General features: G+C 40.0%; 22 protein-coding genes, 2 pseudogenes and 1 riboswitch. Of the genes and pseudogenes, 2 read left to right on the forward strand and 22 right to left on the reverse strand.

What is annotated here, in order from left to right:
* Positions 1-223 precede the first annotated feature (223 nt).
* The 22 genes and pseudogenes from FGQ53_RS00705 to FGQ53_RS00815 all read right to left on the reverse strand — a co-directional run bounded on the left by FGQ53_RS00705 (position 224) and on the right by FGQ53_RS00815 (position 23,818).
* On the reverse strand, positions 224-997 hold the full coding sequence (locus tag FGQ53_RS00705) for an NUDIX domain-containing protein (RefSeq protein ID WP_138335155.1): 774 nt from the start codon (positions 995-997) through the stop codon (positions 224-226).
* A gap of 1 nt (position 998) precedes the next feature.
* Positions 999-1,778: a nicotinamide riboside transporter PnuC gene (gene pnuC, locus FGQ53_RS00710; protein WP_138335156.1), complete on the reverse strand. Its 780-nt coding sequence runs from the start codon at positions 1,776-1,778 to the stop codon at positions 999-1,001.
* 9 nt (positions 1,779-1,787) lie between these two features.
* Complete coding sequence (locus tag FGQ53_RS00715) at positions 1,788-2,846, reverse strand: AAA family ATPase (protein ID WP_138335157.1); 1,059 nt, start codon at positions 2,844-2,846, stop codon at positions 1,788-1,790.
* A gap of 333 nt (positions 2,847-3,179) precedes the next feature.
* Positions 3,180-4,021, reverse strand: a pseudogene (locus FGQ53_RS00720) (LPXTG cell wall anchor domain-containing protein); the annotation flags it as partial.
* A gap of 840 nt (positions 4,022-4,861) precedes the next feature.
* Positions 4,862-6,694, reverse strand: a pseudogene (locus tag FGQ53_RS11880) (GAG-binding domain-containing protein); the annotation flags it as partial.
* 79 nt (positions 6,695-6,773) lie between these two features.
* Positions 6,774-7,301, reverse strand: coding sequence for an isoprenylcysteine carboxyl methyltransferase family protein (locus FGQ53_RS00735; RefSeq protein ID WP_138335158.1), 528 nt, complete (start codon positions 7,299-7,301; stop codon positions 6,774-6,776).
* 107 nt (positions 7,302-7,408) lie between these two features.
* Positions 7,409-8,749 (reverse strand): sensor histidine kinase BgrS, encoded by a 1,341-nt coding sequence (gene bgrS, locus FGQ53_RS00740; protein WP_138335159.1) that lies wholly within the window; start codon positions 8,747-8,749, stop codon positions 7,409-7,411.
* The gene (gene bgrR, locus FGQ53_RS00745; protein ID WP_138335160.1) at positions 8,746-9,399 is read right to left on the reverse strand and encodes a response regulator transcription factor BgrR; all 654 of its coding nucleotides are present in this window, start codon (positions 9,397-9,399) and stop codon (positions 8,746-8,748) included. The genes bgrS and bgrR overlap by 4 nt, the downstream gene beginning before the upstream one ends.
* Positions 9,400-9,756: 357 nt before the next feature.
* Positions 9,757-12,189, reverse strand: coding sequence for an ATP-dependent Clp protease ATP-binding subunit (locus tag FGQ53_RS00750; RefSeq protein ID WP_138335161.1), 2,433 nt, complete (start codon positions 12,187-12,189; stop codon positions 9,757-9,759).
* Position 12,190: 1 nt separating this feature from the next.
* The gene (locus tag FGQ53_RS00755) at positions 12,191-12,649 is read right to left on the reverse strand and encodes a CtsR family transcriptional regulator (protein ID WP_004261972.1); all 459 of its coding nucleotides are present in this window, start codon (positions 12,647-12,649) and stop codon (positions 12,191-12,193) included.
* A 120-nt stretch (positions 12,650-12,769) separates the two neighbouring features.
* A complete protein-coding gene (locus FGQ53_RS00760) occupies positions 12,770-13,498 on the reverse strand; it encodes an ABC transporter ATP-binding protein (RefSeq protein WP_138335162.1) in 729 nt (242 codons plus the stop codon).
* On the reverse strand, positions 13,498-14,505 hold the full coding sequence (locus tag FGQ53_RS00765) for an ABC transporter substrate-binding protein (RefSeq protein ID WP_138335163.1): 1,008 nt from the start codon (positions 14,503-14,505) through the stop codon (positions 13,498-13,500). The genes FGQ53_RS00760 and FGQ53_RS00765 overlap by 1 nt, the downstream gene beginning before the upstream one ends.
* Before the next feature lie 37 nt (positions 14,506-14,542).
* Positions 14,543-15,301 carry an ABC transporter permease gene (locus FGQ53_RS00770; RefSeq protein WP_171019048.1) on the reverse strand — a complete coding sequence of 253 codons (759 nt, stop codon included), beginning with the start codon at positions 15,299-15,301 and terminating at the stop codon, positions 14,543-14,545.
* On the reverse strand, positions 15,264-15,554 hold the full coding sequence (locus FGQ53_RS00775) for a thiamine-binding protein (RefSeq protein WP_138335165.1): 291 nt from the start codon (positions 15,552-15,554) through the stop codon (positions 15,264-15,266). The genes FGQ53_RS00770 and FGQ53_RS00775 overlap by 38 nt, the downstream gene beginning before the upstream one ends.
* Positions 15,555-15,623: 69 nt before the next feature.
* A riboswitch (TPP riboswitch) is annotated at positions 15,624-15,726 on the reverse strand.
* Between the two features lie 83 nt (positions 15,727-15,809).
* Positions 15,810-16,922, reverse strand: coding sequence for a choline binding-anchored murein hydrolase CbpD (cbpD, locus tag FGQ53_RS00780; RefSeq protein ID WP_138335166.1), 1,113 nt, complete (start codon positions 16,920-16,922; stop codon positions 15,810-15,812).
* Between the two features lie 88 nt (positions 16,923-17,010).
* Positions 17,011-17,277, reverse strand: coding sequence for a Veg family protein (locus FGQ53_RS00785; RefSeq protein WP_000128619.1), 267 nt, complete (start codon positions 17,275-17,277; stop codon positions 17,011-17,013).
* 1 nt (position 17,278) lies between these two features.
* Positions 17,279-18,631 carry a replicative DNA helicase gene (gene dnaB / locus FGQ53_RS00790; protein ID WP_138335167.1) on the reverse strand — a complete coding sequence of 451 codons (1,353 nt, stop codon included), beginning with the start codon at positions 18,629-18,631 and terminating at the stop codon, positions 17,279-17,281.
* 43 nt (positions 18,632-18,674) lie between these two features.
* Positions 18,675-19,127: a 50S ribosomal protein L9 gene (rplI, locus tag FGQ53_RS00795; RefSeq protein ID WP_000864214.1), complete on the reverse strand. Its 453-nt coding sequence runs from the start codon at positions 19,125-19,127 to the stop codon at positions 18,675-18,677.
* Positions 19,124-21,097, reverse strand: coding sequence for a DHH family phosphoesterase (locus FGQ53_RS00800; RefSeq protein ID WP_138335168.1), 1,974 nt, complete (start codon positions 21,095-21,097; stop codon positions 19,124-19,126). The genes rplI and FGQ53_RS00800 overlap by 4 nt, the downstream gene beginning before the upstream one ends.
* A 135-nt stretch (positions 21,098-21,232) precedes the next feature.
* Positions 21,233-21,781 (reverse strand): ribosome hibernation-promoting factor, HPF/YfiA family, encoded by a 549-nt coding sequence (gene hpf, locus FGQ53_RS00805; protein ID WP_000599100.1) that lies wholly within the window; start codon positions 21,779-21,781, stop codon positions 21,233-21,235.
* 79 nt (positions 21,782-21,860) lie between these two features.
* Positions 21,861-22,523: a ComF family protein gene (locus tag FGQ53_RS00810; RefSeq protein WP_138335169.1), complete on the reverse strand. Its 663-nt coding sequence runs from the start codon at positions 22,521-22,523 to the stop codon at positions 21,861-21,863.
* The gene (locus FGQ53_RS00815; RefSeq protein ID WP_138335170.1) at positions 22,520-23,818 is read right to left on the reverse strand and encodes a DEAD/DEAH box helicase; all 1,299 of its coding nucleotides are present in this window, start codon (positions 23,816-23,818) and stop codon (positions 22,520-22,522) included. The genes FGQ53_RS00810 and FGQ53_RS00815 overlap by 4 nt, the downstream gene beginning before the upstream one ends.
* Before the next feature lie 56 nt (positions 23,819-23,874).
* On the opposite strand from FGQ53_RS00815, the gene FGQ53_RS00820 reads away from it, so the two are divergent.
* Together FGQ53_RS00820 and cysK are read left to right on the forward strand one after the other, a co-directional pair.
* The gene (locus FGQ53_RS00820) at positions 23,875-24,510 is read left to right on the forward strand and encodes a YigZ family protein (RefSeq protein ID WP_138335171.1); all 636 of its coding nucleotides are present in this window, start codon (positions 23,875-23,877) and stop codon (positions 24,508-24,510) included.
* A 390-nt stretch (positions 24,511-24,900) separates the two neighbouring features.
* Positions 24,901-25,827, forward strand: coding sequence for a cysteine synthase A (gene cysK, locus FGQ53_RS00825; protein ID WP_138335172.1), 927 nt, complete (start codon positions 24,901-24,903; stop codon positions 25,825-25,827).
* Positions 25,828-25,881: the final 54 nt, after the last annotated feature.

Below are 25,881 nucleotides of genomic sequence, written 5' to 3' on the forward strand. Positions count from 1 at the left end.
CACAATTGTAACATCGAGGTTTGAATCTGTCAACTATTTAGAGAATCTATTTTAAAAATTGTTCCCTCCACTATTTCAATTCGTAATCGAAACGAAAAAATAGAAAATTTTTTAGATTAGAGTCCTATTTTTTGCATCGCTCTTGTGTAATTCTAAGAAAGATAGCCATTCATAAAAATGATGATAAATAAAGAGGTCGGGAACTTTGTCCCGGCCTCACTTTTTATTTCAATCGATAGGTTTTTCTTGGTTTCTTTTTAGGTACTCGTTTGAGCCCGACTTCTTCTACATATTCTCCGTATTTTACGAGAAAGTTATTGCTGACGATGGGCCGACCAGGATTGATGAGATTGACCAGCTCAGTCCCTTCGTAGACAGTAAACTCCTCCTCCAGCAGATAGAGGAAGGTCGGGTTCCAGTCGAGACGGCCTTGGATTCGTTTGATGGATTCTTGGATAATAGCATAATGGTCAAAAGCAAAGGCTCTCTCGTCCAGCTCCACTCCCTCTAGGTAGCATTTGCCTGTCTGAAAATCGACATCTACGAAAACGACATCCTTGGCATCGTCACCCGCCTGAACGAGGTCTAAGGCACGACTAGGTAGGTACACCAAGTGGGCAATGGTCACTGTCCACCCCCGTGGATCACGCCCAGGGGTCGATACGGTCATCAATTGCTCGATTTTTTCCAAAGGTAGATCGAGATTGACTTCTTCACTCACCTCGCGTTGACAGGCATGTGCAGCATCTTCTCCCTTGTCCATAAAGCCTCCAACTAAGGCCAAACAGTTCTGATAAGGGTGAGCCTTGCGACGGATTAGCAAGAGCTTGATTTGTCCTTCGACAAAGCAGTAGGCTACCATATCCACTGTCACACTTGGTTTTTCATATTGAGGGAGTTCCTGCTTGTAGTACCAGTCTAAAAACTCCTCCTGACTGGCATGAATTTCAAAATATTCTTTTTCCGTCATCCCGGCTGGAATCATCGTATCTGCCATCTTATGCCTCCTTTCGAACTGCCTTGGTCCATTGGTACCAACCCACTAGACTATTGAGTGTGTAAACCCAGTACATCCCTTGGATGTGGATATTTTCACCCCACCAGAGATAAATACTAAAGAGATTGGTTGCAATCCAGAAAATCCATTGCTCACGGTAGAGACGTGTCATCAAAAGCTGACCAACACCATTGGTCGCATCAGTAACACTATCACGGAAAGGGCGAGCGCTATTGATACTTTGGTAAGCCAAGCCCATACCAATCCAGATAATGGCAGTCAAGGCCAAGTACTTGAGCCAGTCAAGAACAGATAATTCCTTAGCTTCAAAGTGGGATTCTTCTGGTTTTTCCTGCTCATTGATACGATTGGACAGCCAAGCATAGAGACCAATCGGCTGCATGACAAAGAAGTAAACGGTCGTCAAAACTTCTCCATAAAAAGTCGCATTCATGGCCAAGATCAAGTAGATAGCCGAGTTAATGGCCCCAAAGAGATAATTGCTTGCACGACCTTCTGCTACCAAGATAACACAGACAATCCCAGTCCAGGATGCAAACAAGCTCAGCCAGTCATGACTTTCCGTATTTTGCGTGAACTCTAAGATCAAAGGAACACTTGAGAGGGCGATGAGATACAACCACTGGAAAAGGCTACGGCCGACAAAGAGATCTCTCCATAGCAAGCGCATGATTCCTGCAAAACCGATCTTACGGGCTTCGGCATGGACATTTTTAAAGTTTTCGATAAATTGTGTGATTTTTTCAGTTAGCTTTTTCATAATTTTCTCCTAATCTGCTTGGTAAATGGCATCGATAGCCACTTTTGCTGCTTCATAATTGCCTAGATAATCCTCCGCTAAATAAACTAGTGGAATGTTGGTTAAATATCGCTCCCTCATCTGATCCAAATGCTGGGAAAAACTGTAGCGAATGTGCTCTTCCGCCATGGTCATATCTCTAAACCCGTCATTGACATAGGAGCCAACAGGCTGCACAAAGAGAATCAAATCCCATTTTTCCTTGGCCAAGATAGAGGCAAAGAGATTGTCAAATGTCTCCCCTGATAAGTCCCCTTGATCCTCGGTCTCCATGTAATAGTCATAATAGCCCTTGGTTACCAAGGAATTGGTATCGGCTATCACTAGGCCTCGATTGGCATTGCTATCGATTAGCTTGGAGGTCTGGTCATACTGTCCCAACAGGAGATAATAATAATCCTTTGGAGTCAATTCATCGTCGCGGACATTGTTTTTGATCTGGTACTCACGCGCGTATTCCAGACTAACGGGCGCATCGTAATACCTAGCCAAATCCTTGGCCAGAGTGGTCTTCCCATTACTGGCACTTCCCATGATCAAGACTTTCTTGGTAAACTGACGACGGAAGGGTTGAGCGATGTATTTCCAATATTTGCTTGGATTTTCTCGAATCATAGTCGCTGAGATACCAAACTTTCTTTCTTGCAAGACAGTACCAAATCCACGTTTAGATAGCTCTTGCTGGTATTCTTCTTCTCCCACAAAAAAAGTCAATTTTTGCTGGGTTTCATCATAGGAAATCTCCGCTAACATCTGGTCCAACCACTCCTGCCAGCCCATAGGATAACGGGGAATGTTGGTCTCATCCAGCTTGCAGACAGAGGTCAACTCGTCATCCCAAAAAGCCTCTCGGATATAGCGAAATCGTTTTTGAAGACTTAAACCTACCTGCTCACCTCGATCTCCCTCGTAGCCTGAAACGACTACCCAGACCTGGTCACACTGGCGCTTCGCTCGCTGAATCAGATCGATATGCCCTTGATGGAGAGGTGCGAAGGTTCCAAATACCACTGCTGTTTTCTTTTTCATAAACGTTTTACCTTTTTATAGTTTTTGATATTTTTATTTTCTATGTTTTTATTATATACTATATTTTTGTTTTGTCAATAGTTTTTTATCATTTTTTATAAAAAGGTGTCAAAAAAAGAGAAGGCCATCTTTATACTACCCCTCAAAAGTTGGACATAAAAACTCTAACTTTTGCGGTTCACTAGCCTTCTCTTTTTATATCTTAGATTCATCTCTATATGAAATGACTTATAATTATTAGATACCAATTATAAGTAAAATCTTTAGGATCTTCAATGGTTAACCAATCAAATGCTAAATATCGAAAGTGGATATTTTTAAAAAACTGAATCATTATTTTCTTCTTTTCATCGCGATGAATGAAGTTCCAATCAAACCAAGGAGACCAAGGATCTCAAGAACTAGATTAGACGCTACTCCTGTAGATGGCAATTTCTTCTTAGTTGCTGATGTAGGATTTCCTTTTGCTACTGTTTCATTTTCAGTAGCCAATGGTTTATGATTAACTTCTTTATTCTGGAATTTTCCAGTTTGGCTCTCTCCTATCTGTGTCTGACTATCTTGGATAGACGGCTTAGTCTGCTTAGGTGTAGTTACATTTTGATTCTTAGAAAGTGTCTTAATCGCAAACAAACTGAAGTGGTTCGTTTTAAAGACAACTTGCCCATTTTCAACTTTAGAAGGAATACGCTCAAGGTCGCCATTTCCCTTTACGTGATAGACGTGAACATCTGAGCCAGTCTGCCCAAGCGCGAGCCGAACAGTTCGTTCTCCATTGACATGAGTTTCCTTGCCTCCTTTAGAAAGAGATAAGTCAAACACACGAACTGTTCCTCCTCCTGTTTTACGAGCAATTTTATCAGCCAACTCTTTCGTCGTTACTTCCTTGAGATGTAACTTATCAGCATCTGTAGGTTTATCAAATACAACCGTAACCTTAGTATTTCCATCAGTTGATGTAAATACTGCTTGTCCAACTTTATTTAACCCATCCGGAGCCTTTGGTACATCTGGGCTCTTAGGTGTATCCGGAACCTGTGGTGCTTCCGGAGCCTTTGGTACATCTGGGCTCTTAGGTGTATCCGGACATCTGGGCTCTTAGGTGTATCCGGAACCTGTGGTGCTTCCGGAGCCTTTGGTACATCTGGGCTCTTAGGTGTATCTGGAGTTTCTGGTTTAGTGGAAGCACTAGAACTTCCTGAAGAGTTGGTGGAACCTGATTGACCTCCTGCAGTGGATCCTGATGGGTTCTGCTCTTTTTCAGCTGGTTTACTTGGAGTACTTCCATCTGATTTTTCTGGTACTTTTGGTTCAGACGAGTTAGCAGAATTTCCTGATGAGCTATTTGAGCCTGAAGCACTAGGATAAGAGTCCGATGAAGAACCTGTGTGAGGTTTTGTACTAGAATCTGATGGAGTAGCGCCGGGGTGGGATGGACTTGGAAGAGAAGGTCTCTTGTTCTCCGGTTCTTTCGGTGTACTTGGTTGCTTGCCTTCTGGCTGAGGAGTTGGGGTGGGTTCTGAACTTGGACGCTTATCCCCTGCTGGATTGATATCTGGACGCGAACTTTCTGGCTGAGATTGATGATTTGGTTTGGTATCTGGAGCTGTCCTTGAAGGTTTTTGAGCACCTGCCTGCGGTCGTCCATGGCCTGATTTAATTTTTTCTAGATTTTCTACCTCTCTCTTAGCTGTTTCTACCTTAGCTTTAGCAGTATTGACTCTGTCAGTATCTTGAGGTGTTTGGTATTCAGCCTCTGCAAGCTCAAGCTCTGCCTTTGCGACTTCTACTTGTGCTTCCGCAATTTCCAGTTCGATTGTTTTTCTAGTATTGGTTGGGTAGTTATGGTGATCTTCTTCTTCTTGAACCTTGGCTTTTTTCTCAGCTTCTTCAACCTTCTTCTGAGCTTCTGCTACCTTGTCCTGTTTCTGAGGCGCTTCCTGATTGGATTTCTTTTCCAATTCTTCTACAATTTTCTTAATTTGATCAAAAGGTGAACGAAAATGTTTGTCAAAATAGTTTGTCAGGCTATCATTTTCCAAACTTCCATAATTATCTTGCGTGGTTTGCTTCATCTCAGCGTCAAATATCTTTTTAATTTCTGAATTGTCTGGATATTTTTTTCTATATTCAGCTACCTGTCTAGTTATAGCTTCAATCTTCGCAAAATTTTGATAATAGATACAGTCACTAATAAATAACTTAACCGACCTCTCTGTGTAAGCGTGTTCTGTTAAACTCTTATTAAAAGCTTCAATTTTTTTATCTAAAATTTCTTTCTGACTTTCCCAAAAATATTTTTTCTGTATCTCATAATCCGGATCATTGTCTGGTAATTTAGGTAATTTATCAACTTCTGCAGCTTCTCTGTTTAACTTTTCCAATTCATGTTGAGCTTCTTTAATCAACTCTTGCAGCTTGTCATTTACTTTTACTTTTTGCACTTGTTGGCTATTTTTCTCAACGTTTCGAGCAAATTCCAACTTCACTCTGAGCGCTTCATCGTTTGTTTTTGCCTCGTCCAATTTTTTCAGTGCATCTTTTTCTAGCTCACGAAGTTTTTGAACGTCAGCATCGTCATAAATCTTATCTTTTTCTAAATGCTTTTCCTTAACGATTTCTTCTTCTTTCTTGCGATAGAGCTCTTGCATTTCCTTTTCAAATTTTGATTTTGTCGAGGTGAAAAACTTGCCCAAACTCTGAAGTAACTTGGCTTTTGCTACGCTTAGCTTATCACGATTCCCTTCTGAAGCCTTAATATCTTTTTGAGCCTCTTGACGGATTTCTGCTATTTTTTTCAGCATAGCATCCTTATCTCCATTCGTAATGCCTTTTTGCTCGAACATCCTTTGGATCTGTTCCTCTTGGTATTTAAGCTCTTCCTCAACTTTGGATAGTTCAGGATATTGAAAGTCTAGTTGGTTTAAGTATTCTCTGTGAACATCAAACAACCCCTCTACATCATTTTCTTCTACCTTAGCAATTTTTTCCTTATAGGATTTCTTTTGCTCTGACGTGAGACCGGATTCGTCTATCTCTTTTTCCAACTTTTCTTTTATTTTAGAAAATCCACCCAATAGTTTTCCACTACCATCAATGATATCTCCCCAGCCAGACTCCGCATTATTTTCTTTTTTATCAGGTGTTGTTGGTGGTACAGAGCTCAGATTTTCTTGATTAGATGCGCCTGGCTGTTCTCCTTGTTGTCCTACTGAAGAATCATCTCCTTGTACACCATCATTTTGAGAGGGATCTTTAGGTGTAGCATGACCATTTTGCTCAGAGCTGGACACCCCTTTTTTAAATTTCTTTACCAATTCATCCAGCTTCGTTTGCCCCTCTTGCTGCAGTTTCTCTATTTTTTCTCTATCGGAAGCTCCACCAATTTTCTCCTGGTACTCTCGTACAATTCCCTTAACTTGCCCGAGAATATCTCCAAATCCAGAAGCAGAATTATCTAATTCATTTAGAAGACTAGTCATATAATTAGACAAACTAACATTAGCTTGTTCAACAGCTTGCTCATGATCTATCCGACTTTCATTATGAAAATTATTCTCTAATTCCACCAACTTTTGAGCATCTGTCTCTGTTTCAATTTGATTTTGATAATAAGCTTTTCGACTACTAGATAAATCCGTATCTTCCAACTCTTTTATCAACTGCTGTCTATATTCCTTCAACTTATCTTGCCCACTAGATGTAACCGTGGGGGTATTCCCACCACCAACCACTTCTGCATGGACTACTCCTCCTAAGAACAGACTAGCAACCACTACACTAGCTACTCCAACACTAAATTTACGAATTGAATAACGTACTTTTCTTTCATAATTTGATTTAAACATATCGATATCCTCTCATATTTTATTTATCTTCAGTATACCCTTCCAATATGAACTGCATATTAAATGGGGTATTTTATTTTTAACCTTTCATTCTTCCATTTGGAATAATCACTTCCTGTAATAGTGTTTCTTCCTCTGCTATTCTATGATATAAAATAGTAGCATATACAGGAAAAATAAAGATAAAAGTTACGTAAGCATGACTCACCAGGGCCAACCCAACTAGTTCCGGTAAAATATTTAAAAAGTAATTAGGATGCTTTACAGTTCTAAAAAGGAAGTGATCTACATATTTGTGATTATTGACAAGCATAAGCTTTACTGTCCAAATATCTCCCAACAAGTGAATCACCAACATCAACATCAGCATAGAAAAAATAAGCAAGACTAAACCAACCATGCTCATGCCATCAAAATTTGTCTTGTGCACCATTGCTTCAACGAAGCAAGAGAGATAAAAAACAATATGAGCCATCGTTAATCGTTTTGTATTCTCAACTCCAAATTCTTTCCCGCCATTGCTAAGGATTCGTTTTTCATTCTCCATCGAACGTTTTAAAAAAATCAATCGAACGAAGAAGGTTACTAAAATAATCGCTAATACCATACCAGTATCCTTTCTTTTTTCTATATTTAAAATAATATTCTCATGTTAAACCTATGTGAACTTTAACAAAAAAAACGGAGAGATTTCCGTTCTGTTACTTTATACAACTAATCTGCTTGCAAGCAAATTTTAAATTCCATTCCCTGTTCATAAGGGAGAAAACTATAGGACATTTGATAACTTTCTAGGATGTTATTCACGATATAGAGTCCCAAACCAGACCCTTCAGACTTGTCTGTAACAACTTGAGAGTGGTAAAAAATATCAAACAAATGATTCAACTCTTCTTGATTAAGAGGTTGGCAGGTATTTTTGATAGAAAGATAGCCATCTTGCTCGGATAGGATTACGCGCCCTTTTTTATCTGAATATTTAATTGCATTACTAATCAGGTTTGTCAAAACCTTATCCAATGCCTTGAGGCTCATGACGACCCTGGTATCATCTGTCAATTGATTTTCAATTTCTATTCCTCTTGAGCGTGCTAATTCCTGATAGCGATATAAAACATCCGTCAAAACAGTCTGGACTATCAAGGTCTCGCTACACTCTGTCCACTCTTGGAACTTAGAGGACTCCAAAACTTCTTCGAGCAAGTGGCTCATTTGATCAATTTGATCGATACTCTTTGCTATATACTTAGGGTGGTCTTTATAATCCCCAATATTGTACTGCATATTCTCTAGAATAATTCGAAGACTGGCTAAAGGGGTTTTCAACTCATGTGACGCTCCACGAACAAAAGAAACTTTCTGCTTTTGCAACCTGATAATCCGTTCATTTCTTCTCTCAGATTCACCAATGACTGCCAGCAAGTTTTCATACACATCATTGATTTGCTTTCCAACTTCCCCAACTTCATCCTTTCGCGTTTCATCAAAGCGAATATCATGATCCAACTCCTGCATCTTACCTGTAACTTTTGAGATATAAAAGAGAGGCTCCAATAAACGTTTCGTATAGAAGTAGGAAAAGAGAAAAGCAAATACAAGCGTTGCTAGAAAGGTATAAGGGAGATAGAGAAGCATAATCCGTGTTGCCTCTTTATAAATATCCACACCTTGAATAAATTGAATGGTTACCTTTTTACCATCAACTGTCGTAATCTGACGGTCAATCGTTACGATATAGTTAGTGGGACTGCCTTCCTTTATTTCCAAGTCATGCACAAGGGAAATTCTCTTGTCCAGTACATCATCTTTCAAATGGGCAGAGATGTGAAGAGACTTCGAATAGGACTCCAGCAAACTAGGCAGTTCATGAAAATTTTTACCTTCTAAGTACCTGCTCATAATAGTCGCACTCTCATTAAACTTCTCACCCTCTTGCTGAATGTAATAAAAAGGAAAGGTCAGATAGATGGCAATGTGGATGACCAAAGCAATTGCACCTAAAAGCGAAAAACTTCTTAAAAATGATTTGGTTAATAATTTAGGATTTTTTATCATAAGCTAATTTTGTATCCGGCATTTTTCACTGTTACAATACAATCCAGATCCAACTTCTTACGAAGATTTCGAATGTAAACATCAACTACTCTATCAAGAGGCAAATCTGCAAAATCATTCGAGATAGACTCGAGTATCTGCTCTCTACTCAAGACCTGGTTCTTATGTTGGATCAAACATTTTAAAACCAACAATTCTTTCGGCTTAATTGCAACCTCCTCGTTCTTGACTCGAGCTTGGTAGGATGTGAAATCCACTGTCACATCTTGATAATGCCAAATATCCTCCACAACATAGTAACGCCTAAGCAGGGCTTGAATCCGTTTGACTAGGAGCACTAGTGAAAATGGTTTTGTCACATGATCATCAGCATAAAGGTCAAATACCTGCATCTGAGTTTCCTCATCTCCGAGTGCACTTAAGACGATTACAGGAATATCATGATTTCCATTAATTTCTTTTAACACCTCAAATCCGCTCCGCTTCGGTAACATCAGATCCAAGACCATCAGATGAATCGGTAACTCATAAAATTTCTCCAAAGCCTCCTGCCCATCCTTTGCTAGAATAACATGATAGCCTTCTTCTCTCAAAAAAGCAGCGACCCCCTCTCTAATCATATCCTCATCATCTACAACTAAAATGTTCATCTATTTCCCTTCTTAACCTATCTAAAAGTCACTCTTTTGCTAGGTTTACATTATTTTCATTTCATACGCAAAAAAAGAAACAGGGCTCTGTTGAAATGATGGAAATTTCAGGAAACTCTGATCTTTTTCATTCTATACAAATCTTAATATTTATTCTTATTATAACCAATATTTACATATTGTCAACTTGTTTCCTTTGGTTTCATAAAAATATAGTAGATTGAAATAAGGTATGAACAAATCGATTAGGAAAGTCAAACTAATTTCTAGAAATATTTTTAGCAGTCGAAGTGTACTATTCTATATTCAATCTATTATAAATACAAAAAAATCAGGATTGCTCCTGATTCTCCATTTTTAAGCAATATCAAATTTTAATTGACCAGCTTTGACACCAATCTTGAGAGTCTTACCTCCTAATAGTTCTCCCTTGAGGAGGAGCTCTGCCAACTTGTCTTCCACCTCTGTTTGCAGGGTTCTGCGAAGTGGGCGAGCTCCCATTTCTGGATCATAACCTTGGCTTGCCAGTAACTTCAACGCTGAAGCTTGCAGTTTCAAGTCGATACCCTTCTCTGCTAGGCTAGCAATCAATGGTTTAACCATGATCTTAACGATTTCCTGCATGTGTTCGCTATCCAAGCTATGGAAGACCACCTTTTCATCAATACGGTTAATAAACTCTGGTCGATAAGTTTTTTTCAACTCTTCAAAGATGCGTTTTTCCATATTTTCCTGGTCAAAACGAATGTCTTTCGCGCCAAAGCCGACCGTCTTGTCATCACGAAGGGCTGTCGCACCAAGGTTTGACGTCATGATGATAATGGTATTTGAAAAATCCACCTTGCGTCCCTTGCTATCTGTCAAGACACCGTCGTCCAAAACCTGCAAGAGAACATTAAAGATATCTGGGTGGGCCTTCTCTACCTCATCAAAGAGGAGAACGGAGTAAGGTTTGTTGCGAACCTTCTCAGTCAACTCCCCACCTTCTTCGTAACCCACATAGCCCGGAGGAGCTCCATTGAGACGGCTGGCCGCGAATTTCTCCATATACTCACTCATATCAAAGCGGATAAGGGCTGATTCGTCATCAAAGAGGACTTCTGCCAGAGCCTTTGCCAATTCGGTCTTACCGACTCCTGTCGGCCCTAGGAACATAAAGGAACCAATCGGACGCTTGTGACTACGAATCCCTGACTGATTGCGGCGAATCGCACGACTAATGCTTGAAACAGCTTGATCTTGACCGATGACACGTTTGTGCAGTTCCGCTTCCAAGTTCAGATATTTCTTGGCATCAGTCTGAGTTAGTTTTTGGACTGGAATCCCTGACAAGCGACTCAAGGTGGTCAAAATATCGGATTCTGTCACCAAGTCTTTATAGACAGGGACTTCCTGCTCCTTTGCGATTAGCTGGGCAGCTTGTTTCCACTTGCCATCCATCAGGGACTTGTCAGCTGGACTCAAGTCGGATTCGACTGCTTTCACCTGCTTGGAGTTGTTTTGCACTGTTGCTGCCGCTTCATCTAAAAGGTCGATGGCAGAGTCTGGTAAGTGACGACTGGTCAAGTAACGATGCGCCATCTTAACAGCTGTTTCAACAGCTTCATCTGTAATTTGTACACGGTGATGTTTCTCATAGGTAGCTTTCAAACCTTGCAAAATGGTCATGCTGTCAGCTAAACTTGGCTCTTCGATCGTCACTTTTGCAAAACGACGAGAAAGGGCAGCATCTTTTTCGATATGTTTTTGGTATTCTTCCTGAGTGGTTGCACCAACTGTTCTCAGAGTTCCGCGAGCCAAGGCTGGCTTCAAGATATTGGCTGCATCCAGAGTCGAATCAATACCGCTACCAGAACCCATGATGGTGTGGAGTTCATCGATAAAGAGAATCACTTTGCCGTCTTCCTCGATATCCTTGATGATGTTGTTCATGCGCTCTTCAAAGTCACCACGGAAGCGTGTCCCTGCAACGACATTCATCAAATCAAGCTCTAACACGCGCATCTTAGCCATTTCCGCAGGTACATCACCACTAGCAATACGCTGAGCAAGCCCAAGCGCCAAGGCTGTTTTCCCGACACCAGCATCCCCAACCAAGACAGGATTGTTCTTGGTCTTCCGACTCAAAATCTGAATCATACGCGAGATTTCCTTGTCACGACCGATAACTGGTTCTAACTTGCCAGAGCGCGCTTGCTCCGTCAGGTCATGCGTGTAATCCTCTAGACCACCGCTCGGAGTCTGCGGCATGCCCATCATATTAGCCATAGAATTCTGCTTGTCGGCTACTGTACGATGACGTTGGCGTAAAGCCTTAAGGTCTTCACGAGTCCAACCTGCCCGTTCTTCTAGATTTCGACGTAGAGCAGCAATCTTGACCTGATCTTTCTTATCTTCATAAGAAAAACCTGCTCTCTCTAAGATACGAGTAGCCAAGGCATTGCCATCATGTAAAATCGCATAGAGAACATGCTCTGTCCCTAGCACCTTAGTATGGACCACTGATGCTACATATTCGGCTTCATCAAAAAGGACCTGCAAACGATGAGAAAACGGCAACTCCGTAAAGGTTTCATCCTGGCTGTAGTCTGTTTCAGTCAGTTCCAAAGCCACCTCTTCTAAACGGTCCATCTCATATGGATAATCATTTAAAGTCGCCCCTGCCACACTGTAACTATGATTGGACATGGCAATCAACAAATGCCATGACTCTAGGTAACGAGCTCCAAAATGGCCAGCAACCATGTAGGCACTTTCGATACATTCATTCAATGCTTTTGAATAATTCATCTTACTTCCCTTTTCTATCTACCTCTTGTATGACCTGTCGTAACATATTAGCACGAACAACTGGAGCTTCTTCTCCTAGAACGCGATCCAAAGCTACTGCCACCAGCAAATTCATCTCCTGCTTGGTCATCAATTCCTGCTCAACCAAAAGCTGCAGAATATCTTCATAAATTTCTTGACTAACTCGCTCACCAATAGAGTAAAGCAGCTCCCTGAGCATTTCATGATGACTAGAAAACTCAATCCGTCCTATACGAATGTAGCCTCCGCCACCACGCTTACTTTCAACCAAGTAGCCTCTACTTTCCGTAAATCGTGTCTTGATCACGTAGTTAATCTGACTAGGAACAACCTGAAAAGTATCTGCCAACTGACTCCGTTGCAACTCCACGATACCAGATTGATCTAAAATCGCCTTGATGTAGGCCTCAATATGATCCGATGTATTTTTAAATCTCATTACAAACCCACCTCTCTCTCTTTAAACCTTGACTATCTTTGACTATTATACCGAAATTTTCTCATTTTTAAAAGAAAAAGGGCGCTGGTAAAGGATAATCTTCACCAACTCCCTATTTTTCTACTTATCTAAACCTAATTCTGCCAAGATTTGACGTTTGTAGGCAATCTTTTGGACTTCCTTGTCCTCATCTTCAGACCAATCTAGTTTAATTTCTGAAACAATCTGCCCAGGGCGATTTTTCAAGATATAGATGCGGTCGCTGAGACTGAGGGCCTCCTCGATACTATGCGTGATGATCAAGGTCGTTAGCTGCAACTGCTTATGAATCTCCAGATACCAAGCGTGGAGTTCCATCTTTGTCATCTCATCCAAGGCGCTAAAGGCTTCGTCTAAAAGAAAGAGTTTGTGCCCAAAAAGGTAGGTACGAAGCAAGGCCACACGCTGGCGCATTCCACCACTAAGTTCATGAGGATACTTATCCCGTACGGCTGTCAGCTGGAAGGTCGCAAGGATTTCATCTGCTCGAGCAATAGCTTCCGCCTTATCCACCTTTTGAATCGAGAGGGGCAGGATGATATTGCCAAGCACCGTCTTGTGCTCCAAGAGAAGATCCTTTTGCAACATATAACTCACGCGACCCTTAGGATTTTCCTCGCCATCAAGGACAATTCGCCCAGACTGGACTTCTAAAATCCCAGCGATTAGGTTAAAGAGAGTGGTCTTTCCAACACCACTTGGACCTAGGATAGAAACCACTTCACCCGAAGTCACCTGCAGGTTGATATCCTCTAAAATCTTTTCATCGCCATAGGCATAGCTTACGTGTTCTAGTCTAATTTCTGTCATTATTTTACAAATTCATTAGTGAAGCCTTTGTCTGTCAAGTCTTCTTTAAGGATACCATTTTCTTTATCCCATTTGTAGAAGGCATTCCAGCGTTCTGCATCAAATTGTCCCCATTTTTTCTTGTCACTTGCGTATTCTTTTGACAAGTATTTTTGAGATTCGATGACAAAGTCACGTTTTTCCTTGAGTTCAGGTGCATTTTTGATAAGAATATCCGCAGCTTCTTCTGGATGTTCCATGGCATATTGGTAGCCTTTTTTGATGGCTTGGATGACTTTACGAGCTTCTTCCTTGTTGTCTTTGAGATAGTCGTTGTTTGCGATAATAACTGGTGAGTAGTAGTCAAACTCCTTGACATAGTCTTTCAAATACATGAAGTTGGCGTCTACGCCTTGAGATTTAGCAAGGATACCATCCCAACCGTAGTAAATCCAAGCAGTGTCAAAAACGCCATTGGCAATTGGTGTGATGGAGTTTGAGTCGTTGTTTGGTACTTTTTCGACCTTTTCGAAGTCTCCACCTTGAGATTCCACCAAGGTTTTCAACATAGCAAGTTCAGTCGGGTCATTCCAAGTTCCGTATTTCTTCCCAACCAAGTCTTTTGGACTGCTGACATTGTCCGATTTACGTGAGATGATTCCAGATGTATTGTGCTCTACGATAGCGGCAACGGCAGTGATTCCTGCTCCTTTTTCCAATTTCTTAGCCATGTAGTCTTGGAAATAGATAGCAAATGGCGCCTTGCCATTGATCACCAAGTCAGACGAGCTTTCTTCAGGTGGCAATTTCAAATCAACATCCACTCCAGCTTCTTTGAAATAGCCTTTTTCCTTGGCCACATAAAGTCCGGTGTGGTTGGTGTTTGGTGTCCAGTCTAGGATAAAGTCAATCTTCTTAAGTTCTGCTTCTTTGTTGTCTTTAGAAGCAGTTCCTTGACCACAAGCTACAAGCACAACAGCTACAAGAGCTGTTACAAGCGTTAAAAACACTTTCCATGTTTTCTTCATTTTCATTTCCTCTTTTCTTTTTCAAAAACGCTCTATTTTAAGTACGTTTCCATTTAATCACATATTTTTCACTGATATCGACCAGCTTCATACCCAAAAGACTGATAATCGACACCAGAATAATAATGGCAAACATGGTATCATACTGAAACAGTTTTTTAGACTGAATCATATAAACACCAAGACCTTCAAAACCTCCTAGCCACTCGGACACCACGGTTGTGATAAAGGCGTAGGAGACACTGACCCTCAGACCTGCATAAAAGTAAGGCAGGCTAACCGGGATTTTAAAATGCCACAGGATTTGCCAAGGGTTTGCTCGCATCAGACCAAATAAGGTCAGCATATCCTTGTCACAATGTCTAAAACCGTCCAAGATACTGACAATGATAGGGAAGGTTGTCGTCAGAATAATCAAGACAATCTTGGGCAAAATCCCATAACCCAACCACAAGACCAATATAGGCGCTATGGCAATTGTCGGAATGGTCTGGATAACCACCATCATAGGATAGATAAGATCATTGAGCCAAGAGAGACTATCCATGAGCACAGCCATGAGACAGGCAATAAAGACACCCAGAATTAGACCTAGTAAAGCCACTCTCAAGGTCGCCCAACTATGGTGCCAGAGAAATTCTCTGTCACGAACAAAGGACTGGAGAATTTCAAGAGGAGTTGGCAGGATAAACTTGGGTAAAAGTTTGAATATTCCCGCTAACTGCCAGACCGACAAGACTCCGAGAAATCCCAAAAGACTAATCTGTCGTCTCATCATACTTTTCAAGTTTGTCATCAATACTTAAAATCTCTCCTACATTTATTTTGATATTGGCAAAGACATTATCTGCCTCCTGCCCAGCCACTTCAAGCGCTTCTTTGAGAATGCGCATGAGCTCATCAAACTCCCCTTCCAAGACCGTTTCAAATGGTGTCACTACCATAATCACTTCTTGAGCTTGCAGATAAGCAATGACCTGATCAATAACAGCAATTCGATCAACCCCCTGCGATAAGGGTAAAACTTGCAAGGCAATGCTTGCTTTCATAAAAACCTCCTCTTCTCGTTTTCCTTTGACAAAAAGAAAAACCTTTACCATATATGGAAAAGGTGCAAAATTAGGCCAAGTATCGTTCCCTACGCTGGCATTACCCAGATCAGGTGCGGTCGAAGTTTAACACTTCCTCTCAGACTGTACACAGACTCCCATATATTATATGGACATATGATAGCGCAAAACAAAAAAAATGTCAAGGAAACTGCTTACAGAAAAGAGCAGGAAATTTTTCCTGCCCCCAATTTTCTATACTCGTACTCCATCACTGTTTACTCTGTAGCCATCCACCGTCGTATTGACAGCTAAGGCGCCTGAAGAGTAAGAATAATACCACTTACCTGAAACTTGATACCAACCTGTTTTCATTGCTCCTGAACTATCCAGATAGTACCATAGACCATTTTCCTTTAACCACCCTGTCTGCATTTCACCAGATGATTTCAAATAATACCAGCTAGAACCATCCTTCAACCAGCCTGTTGATTTAGACCCATTTGATTTGAAATGATACCAACTACCATTTATTTTTTTCCAACCAACAGTCAGAACATCATTGGAACTACCTTCTGTTTGATTCTGCGATGACGCAACCTCCTCTAACTGAATATAACGACGACTTCCACTATAAGATATATAACTCAACCACTTGTACCCATCTTTTTCAAGTACCTGATCATAATGAACACTCTCACCTGGAGAATAATATGCAATTGAAGTTGAACTAACTAAAGGTTGATTTTTTATAGCTGCCTTATTCTTAAAATAATGTGTTCCTCCTGTCGAAGAAGGTTGACTATTGAATACTTTGCCACTACTTACTACATTACCCCCATCCAAATCTTTAAAATGAATAAATCCTGTCATCGTATTCGCTTTTATAATTCGTTTATTATAGGATCCTGTATAACCATAGTTGTATTCCTCAATTTCTATATTATCCCCCATTACATTTGAAACCCAGGCAACATGACCATATCCTCCTGCAGTAGACCAAGCAATAGATCCAATCGTTGGTACACTATCTACACGATAGCCTTCACGACGAGCACGATGCCCCCATTCATTCGCATTTCCATAAGCCCTTGGAATCTCAAAACCATTGACACTACTCAAACGAAAGGCTGCAAAAGAAGTACACTGACGAGAATACATGCGCCACTGATCAATCTCCTGACTCCCATTTTTATAATAAGCAGGATAATCATCCCCACGCGCAATCGACCCATTCCCTCCAGAATAGGCATAGACACTATCACCCGCTGCTAGCATCAATCCTACTACTAAAAAAGGAACAACCTTTTTAACTGACATCTTCAAACAATAACTTGTTCCTCTTGCTATAAACGGTAAAATTTTCATTCTTCCTCCTTGAAAAATAATATAAATCGAAGATTACCTTCACTTAAACTATTCGGAGAAAAAAGAAAAAGTGAGAAAATTTCTCACTTTAGTCAAGATAATGAATCAAATTCTTTTCAGTAAGGATATCTGAGTAAGTAAAGGACTCAACATAAACATTAGCTTGTTTATCTCCTTCAACATTCCCAAATTCCACGATAAATAGGGATGGATAAACTTCAATTAGCTTACCCAATCTATTTTTTTGGCGCTTACGTCCATTTTCCAAAGTCATTTCAATTACATGACCCTCATGCGCCTTGATTTCTTCTTTAATTTTTTTCATCTTAGCTACATCTGTAAATGCATCTGTCATTTTATGCCTCCCTTTTTGAGATACTTGAAAATTTATTGTATTCTTTTTGGAAAATTAATTCCACTGTTCCACGAGCTCCACTACGGTTTTTCTCGATAATAACTTCTACCTTATTATTTGGTATGCCTTCCTCTTCTTCACCACCACGCTCATAGTAATCGTCTCGATAAAGAAAGGCTACGATATCAGCGTCCTGCTCAATAGACCCAGATTCACGAATATCAGACAAGACCGGTCTCTTGTCCTGACGTTGTTCTACACCACGAGAAAGCTGACTTAGAGCGATTACGGGAACTTTCAGTTCCTTGGCTAGGATTTTCAACTGACGTGAAATCTCTGAAACCTCTTGTTGACGATTTTCTCGACCAGTTCCCGTAATCAATTGAAGGTAGTCTATCAAAATCAAACCAAGATTCCCAGTTTCTTGAGCCAGTTTGCGTGATCGCGAACGAATTTCCGTGATCCGAATACCTGGTGTATCATCGATATAGATACTTGCATTCGCGAGATTCCCTTGAGCAATGGTATATTTTTGCCATTCCTCATCGGTCAATTGACCCGTACGGATAGAATGCGACTCCACCAACCCTTCTGCCGCTAACATACGGTCCACTAGACTTTCCGCACCCATTTCGAGCGAAAAGATAGCAACCGTTTTGTCCAACTTGGTCCCAATATTCTGAGCAATATTCAAGGCAAAGGCTGTCTTACCAACCGCTGGACGAGCTGCTAGAATAATCAACTCCTCCTCATGCAAACCAGTCGTCATATGATCTAAATCACGATAACCTGTCGCAATACCAGTAATATCGGTCGTTTGTTGCGAGCGAGCTTCCAGATTTCCAAAGTTGACGTTCAACACATCTCGAATATTCTTAAATCCACTTCGATTTGCATTTTCACTGACATCAATCAACCCTTTTTCAGCCTGAGCAATGATTTCATCAGCTGGTTGTGAAGCCTCGTAAGCTTGGTTGACAGAGTCTGTCAACTTGGCAATTAGTCGCCGTAGCATGGCTTTTTCAGCAACAATCTTAGCATAATACTCCGCATTAGCAGAAGTTGGCACAGAATTGACAATCTCAACCAAGTAAGACAAGCCACCAATATTCTGTAAGTCACCTTGATTATCAAGAATGGTGCGAACCGTTGTTGCATCTATAGCATCTCCACGATCGGATAAGTCAACCATAGCTTGGAAAATCAAACGATGGGCATACTTAAAAAAGTCCCGAGACTCAATATATTCTCGCACAAAAACAAGCTTACTCTCGTCAATAAAGATAGCCCCCAAAACGGATTGCTCAGCTAAGATATCTTGAGGTTGTACTCGTAACTCTTCTACTTCTGCCATCAGACTTCCCTTCCTTTTACAATCTTGTCAAGAAGGTGTAAATTTATCCTTCTTTCACACGAAGATTGATTACACTTGTGATATCTTGATAGATTTTCACTGGCACATCAATCAAACCAACCGCTCGAATCGGAGCTTGTACTTGAATATGGCGTTTATCAATCTTAATTCCAAATTGCTTTTGCAATTCTTCTGCAATTTTCTTATTGGTAATAGAACCAAAAGTACGGCCATCTGGACCAACTTTTTCAACAAATTCTACAACAGTTTCTTCTGCTTCAAGTTGGGCTTTAATTGCTTTTGCTTCTGCAATCATCTCAGCGTGAGCTTTTTCTTCAGATTTTTGTTTACCACGAAGCTCACCTACCGCTTGAGCAGTCGCTTCTTTAGCTAGATTTTTTTTGATAAGAAAGTTTTGCGCATACCCTGTTGGTACTTCCTTAATTTCGCCTTTTTTACCTTTTCCTTTAACATCTGCTAAAAAGATTACCTTCATTCTTCTTTCTCCTTTTCCTTTATTTCATTTAATACAATTTCTGTCAGTTTTTCACCTGCTTCTGACAAGGTTAAATCTTTAATTTGAGCTGCTGCCAAATTAAAGTGGCCGCCACCTCCCAGCTCTTCCATGATCCGTTGTACATTCAGCTTACTACGACTGCGAGCTGAGATAGAGATAAACCCTTGTGTATTCTTCGCAAGAACAAAACTCGCTTCAATACCTGACATAGCTAACATGGCATCTGCTGCCTTACTAATAACAACTGTATCATAGCATTTCGAGTCCTTAGCCTCTGCTATCAGTACATCTGAACCTAATTTACGCCCCTGTAAAATCAGTTCATTGACCTCACGATATTCTTCAAAATCTGTCGCAGCAATTTCTTGGATAGCAATACTATCACTTCCTCTCGTTCTGAGATAGCTAGCAACATCAAATGTCCGACTAGTCACTCGTGAGGTGAAATTTTTAGTATCCAACATCATACCAGCCATTAAAACACTTGCTTGCATACGACTCAAACGATTTTTCTTAGAATTCTGGAACTGAATCAATTCCGTTACCAACTCACTGGCACTGCTGGCACCACTTTCGATATAAGTGATAACGGCATTATCAGGAAAATCCTGATCCCTTCTGTGGTGGTCAATAACAATGGTCTGTGTAAACAAATCATAAAATTCTTTCGATAAAGTTAAGGCAGTCTTTGAATGGTCTACCAGAATCAACAAAGAACGATTGGTCACTAATCCCATTGCCTCCTTAACCGACAACAACTTCGTAACTCCTTCTTTTTCTAAGAATGAAACAGCTCGTTCAATATCTGGTGACATTTGATCTTCATCATAAAGAGCATAGCTATTTTCAGTCACATTACTAGAAAACAACTGCATACCTACAGCAGAGCCCAAAGCATCCATATCTAGATTTTTGTGACCAACTACAAAAACCTGATCCACACTTCGAATTTTATCTGAAATAGCCGTCATCATAGCGCGCGTACGTGTCCTTGTACGTTTGATTGACGCCGCAGATCCACCACCAAAATAAACGGGATTTTTCGTTTCGTCATTCTCCTTGACAACCACCTGGTCGCCACCACGCACTTCAGCCAAGTTCAAGTTGAGCAATGCAACTTTCCCGATTTCATCATGATATCCATCACCATAAGAAAATCCCATACTTAGGGTCAAAGGCAACTGTCTCTGTTTCGCCTCTTCTCTGAAAGCATCGATAACAGAAAATTTATCATTCATCAATCCCTCAAGTACCGTGTAGTCCGTAAATAGATAAAAGCGATCCATACTTACTCGACGGGAGAACATGGCATGTTTACCAGCAAATTCTGAAACAAAATTGGCCACAAAACTATTGATATGACTGATATCAGACTCGGATGTTTCATCTTCTAAATCATCGTAGTTGTCAACAGAAACGATCCCAATCACAGGTCGACTCGTTACTAACTCAACAGTCGCTTCATATTCACCAGACACATCAAAGAAGTAAAGAACCCCAGATACCTTGTCCATATGAACCGAATAACGGGTCTCACCCAAGGTGGCATAAGAACCTGGATTTCCTACCGATGCCTTAATAATTGTTTGAATTAACGCCACATCAATCTCGCCCATTTCATTAGTCAAAATCAATTCAGCATAAGGATTAAACCATTCAACTTCACCTGACGACAAGTCTAATTTAATAACTCCAACAGGCATCTGTTCTAACAAGGTTGTCAAACTTTCTTCAGCTTGGTGGTTTACATACTGGATTTGTTCTACTTCACTCCTTGAGTAGTAGTCTCTCTGATGGATGAACAATAAAATATATGAACCCAAAATAAGTAGCAAAAGAAATAGCGTTACCAGTGTATTCGTTACAAAAACAAGTTGCACAGATAGCACTCCGAACGCCACTATTCCTAATATTAAGGGGAAAATAGGACTTACATAAAATTTTTTCATTCCAAACCTCTTGGCACCCATTATACCATAATAACCACCAAAAAGCGACTTTTTAAAAGTGTAATCAGTAATTCTATCCATTGTAAGAAAAAGGAGGTTTACAATTCAGTAAACCTCCCTTTACACATATTGAAATTAAGATTCTTTAACTTCTAACAGACCAATTTCGCCATCTTCACGACGATAAATCACATTGGTTGTTTGATCTTCAACATCCACATAGATAAAGAAATCATGTCCCAACAAATCCATCTGTAGAATAGCTTCTTCCAAATCCATTGGTTTTAAATCAATTTGTTTTGAACGAACAACTCTAGACTGGACAACATTTGGATCTTCCACCAAAGCATCTGTAAATAATTGACTAGTTGCCACCTTATTTTTATTTTTACGCTCGATTTTTGTTTTATTTTTACGAATCTGACGTTCAATTTTATCGGTTACAAGGTCAATTGAACCATACATATCTTGAGACACATCTTCTGCACGAAGAGTAATAGAGCCAAGCGGAATCGTTACTTCCACTTTAGCAGTTTTTTCACGATACACCTTCAAGTTAACTCGAGCATCCAACTCTTGTTCAGCTTGAAAATACTTTTCGATCTTTTCGAGTTTAGAAACTACATAATCACGAATTGCTTCTGTTACTTCTAGGTTTTCACCACGGATACTATATTTAATCATATGAGTACCTTCTTTCTAAACATTTTTGTTTTTCTGATTTCATTATAACGCTTTCATTTTATTTTTGCAAATTTTTTCCTCATCTTACAAGGGAAAAAGTTTTTACATCCTCAGCACCAGCTTCTTCCAGCAGTTTCTTCACACGATTTATAGTTGTTCCAGTAGTATAAATATCATCTATAAGTAGGATTTTTTTAGGAATAGTGACTTCACTTTTAATAAAGAACGGAAGTTCTGTTGCCAAGCGTTCTGAGCGACTTTTAGAAGAACTAGCTCTCTCTTCTCTTTTATCTAATAAATCCAGATATTTGAATCTTGCTGCATCTACCAAGCCCTTAACCTGATTAAATCCTCTGTCAAGCAATCTTTTAGGACTTAGGGGAATTACAACAAATTGATACTCTTTGTACTTTTTCAACTCCTCACTTAAAAATGAAGCGAAAACTTTTCTTAAAAGGAAGTCTCCATCAAACTTATATCGACTGAAAAAATCTTTCATAACTTGATTGTAAGTAAAAATCGCTCTATGGGAGACCTCAATTCCTTCTTTACACCAAAATTGACAATCTTGACACTTTGTTGACAATCCTGTTTTCATACAGTTTGGACAGCTCTCTTCTCCAATCCTCTCAAAAGTAGAGTCACAGTCTGAACAAAGACAAGAGTCATCATTCTTCAGAAGTAAGAGACTACTAAAAGTTAAAACAGTCTTCATAGTCTGCCCACATAACAAACACTTCATAAGCCTGCCTCCTTGTTCATCTGCTGAATTTCCTTAATCGCCTTCTTGATTGAATCATTTAATCCGTCATGAAAGAAAAGCAAATCTCCTGTCGGTCTATCCATGCTTCGTCCAACTCGTCCACCAATCTGAATCAAACTAGACTTGGTAAACAAACGATGATTGGCCTCTACTACAAAAACATCCACACAAGGGAAGGTAACTCCACGTTCCAATATCGTCGTACTGATAAGTATTGTCAGTTCTCCATCTCGAAAAGCTTGTACTTGCTCTAATCGATCTTCTGTTACGGAAGAAACAAAACCAATTTTCTCATTTGGAAATTGCTCCTGTAAGATTTCCTTTAGCTGCTCCCCTTTCTTAATTTCTGATGCAAAAATGAGTAACGGATAAGCTGTCTTTCTCTGTTTCTCAATATAAGTCTTTAACTTTGGTGACAAACGATTTTTATCCAGATAGCGATTAAAATTCGATAACCAAACTGGTTTAGGGATAATCAACGGATTCCCATGGAATCGTCTAGGTAAGCTCAGTCTTTTTAATTCTCCTAAACGGACTTTCCTATCTAACTCATCTGTCGAAGTCGCTGTTAAAAAGATTCTCAGCCCATTCTCCTTTACACTATTCTTGACAGCATGGTAAAGCGTTGGATTATCAACATAAGGAAAGGCATCTACTTCATCCACTATCAGCAAATCAAAAGCTTGATAAAATTTCAATAACTGATGGGTCGTCGCAACAACTAATGGGGTTCGGAAATACGGTTCTGATTCTCCATGTAGAAGAGCTATCTCGCAAGAAAAATCCTGTTGCAGGCGCTTATACAGCTCCAAACAAACATCTATGCGAGGACTAGCCAAGCATACTGCACCTCCCGCATTAATCACTTTAGCCACTACTTGATAAATCATTTCTGTCTTTCCAGCTCCTGTCACCGCATGTACCAATGTTGACTCTTGCTTGTCTACTGCTTGAATCAGTCCCTCTGACACCTGCTCTTGAAAAGGAGTTAATTGACCACGCCATTTAAGAACATCTTGCTTCGGAAAATCCTCCTGCGGAAAATAGTATAAAGCTTGATCACTCCTAACTCTCTTCATCAGCAAGCACTCTCGACAATAGTAAGCACCGATGGGCAAATACCATTCCTCTAGAATAATACTATTACAACGTTGACAGAAAAATTTCCCCTTCTCCTTTCTCATTGCTGGAAGTTTCTCCGCCAACTGACGTTCCTCTTCTGTTAATTCATTCTCCGTAAACAAACGACCGAGATAATTTGGATTTACTTTCATACTTCTTTATTCGTAAAAACCTAGCGCTTTAGATGATTTTTTAGTACAATTAAATCATGGAATTTAGAACAATTAAAGAGGACGGACAAGTCCAAGAAGAAATCAAAAAATCTCGCTTTATCTGTCATGCCAAGTGTGTTTATAGCGAAGAAGAGGCTCGTGACTTCATTACTGCCATCAAAAAAGAACACTACAAAGCTACGCATAACTGCTCTGCTTTTATTATTGGGGAACGTAGTGAAATTAAACGTACAAGTGATGATGGTGAGCCCAGTGGTACTGCTGGCGTTCCCATGCTTGGGGTACTAGAAAATCACAATCTCACCAATGTCTGTGTGGTAGTGACACGCTACTTTGGTGGCATTAAACTAGGCGCTGGAGGATTGATTCGTGCTTACGCCGGCAGTGTGGCCTTAGCTGTCAAAGAAATTGGCATCATTGAAATAAAAGAACAGCCTGGCATTGCTATTCAAATGTCTTACGCTCAGTACCAAGAGTACAGTAACTTCCTTAAAGAACATAATCTCATGGAGCTGGATACAAATTTTACAGATCAAGTCGATACGATGATTTATGTTGATAAAGAAGAAAAAGAAACTATTAAAGCTGCACTTGTAGAGTTTTTTAATGGAAAAGTCACTTTAACTGACCAAGGTTTACGCGAAGTTGAAATTCCTGTAAACTTAGTGTAAACAATGGATAATACAGTGTTTCACTAACATTTTCACCGCTACTTTAATTAGCAACATAAAAAGATATTTGACAAGACCTACTAGAAAATGAAGCAATTCAAAAAGAAAACGGATAACGTTATATAGTAGATTGAAATAAGATGCGAACAAATTGATTAGGAAAGTCAAATTAATGTATAGAAATATTTTAGCAACCATGGCGTACTATTCCAGATTCAATCCACTATACTTTACACCTATTTACTAGAACTAGCTTATCACAATCACTTGAAAATTAATGGCTTGGATCTATGATATAAAAAAATCCTATCACTTCGATAGGATTTCTATATTTTACAAATGGTATAGATAGCGTTATACTATAGATATCTTATACAAAGAGGTATTCATATGTCTATTTATAACAACATTACTGAACTAATCGGCCAAACTCCGATTGTTAAACTCAACAACATTGTGCCAGAAGGTGCTGCGGACGTCTATGTAAAGCTTGAAGCATTTAACCCTGGTTCATCGGTAAAAGACCGCATTGCCCTTAGCATGATTGAAAAAGCTGAACAAGACGGTATTCTGAAACCTAGTTCTACTATTGTTGAAGCAACAAGTGGAAACACTGGTATTGGACTTTCATGGGTAGGTGCTGCTAAAGGGTATAAAGTTGTCATTGTTATGCCTGAAACTATGAGTGTAGAACGCCGTAAGATTATCCAAGCCTATGGCGCTGAACTCGTCCTTACGCCTGGTAGTGAAGGAATGAAAGGTGCTATCGCCAAGGCTCAAGAAATCGCTGCTGAACGCGATGGTTTCCTTCCTCTTCAATTTGACAATCCAGCAAATCCAGAAGTACACGAAAGAACAACAGGAGCTGAGATATTAGCTGCTTTCGGTAAAGATGGATTAGATGCCTTTGTCGCTGGAGTTGGTACTGGTGGTACAATTTCTGGTGTTTCTCATGCACTCAAAGCAGCAAATTCAAATATTCAAGTTTTTGCAGTAGAAGCAGACGAATCTGCTATTCTATCTGGTGAAAAACCTGGTCCTCACAAAATTCAAGGTATCTCAGCTGGATTTATTCCTGATACACTGGATACAAAGGCTTATGATGGTATCGTTCGTGTAACATCAGACAACGCTCTCGCACTCGGCCGTGAAATTGGCGGAAAAGAAGGCTTCCTTGTAGGGATTTCTTCAGCTGCAGCTATCTACGGAGCCATCGAGGTTGCCAAAAAATTAGGTACAGGTAAGAAAGTCCTGGCTCTAGCACCAGATAACGGTGAACGTTATCTATCTACAGCACTCTATGAATTTGAAGTTTAGTCTCCTAAATACAATTGGCCCTTATTATAGGGCTTTTTGTTTTATACTCAATGA

The organism is Streptococcus mitis (genome assembly GCF_005844455.1).
Taxonomy (GTDB): Bacteria; Bacillota; Bacilli; order Lactobacillales; family Streptococcaceae; genus Streptococcus; species Streptococcus mitis_BF.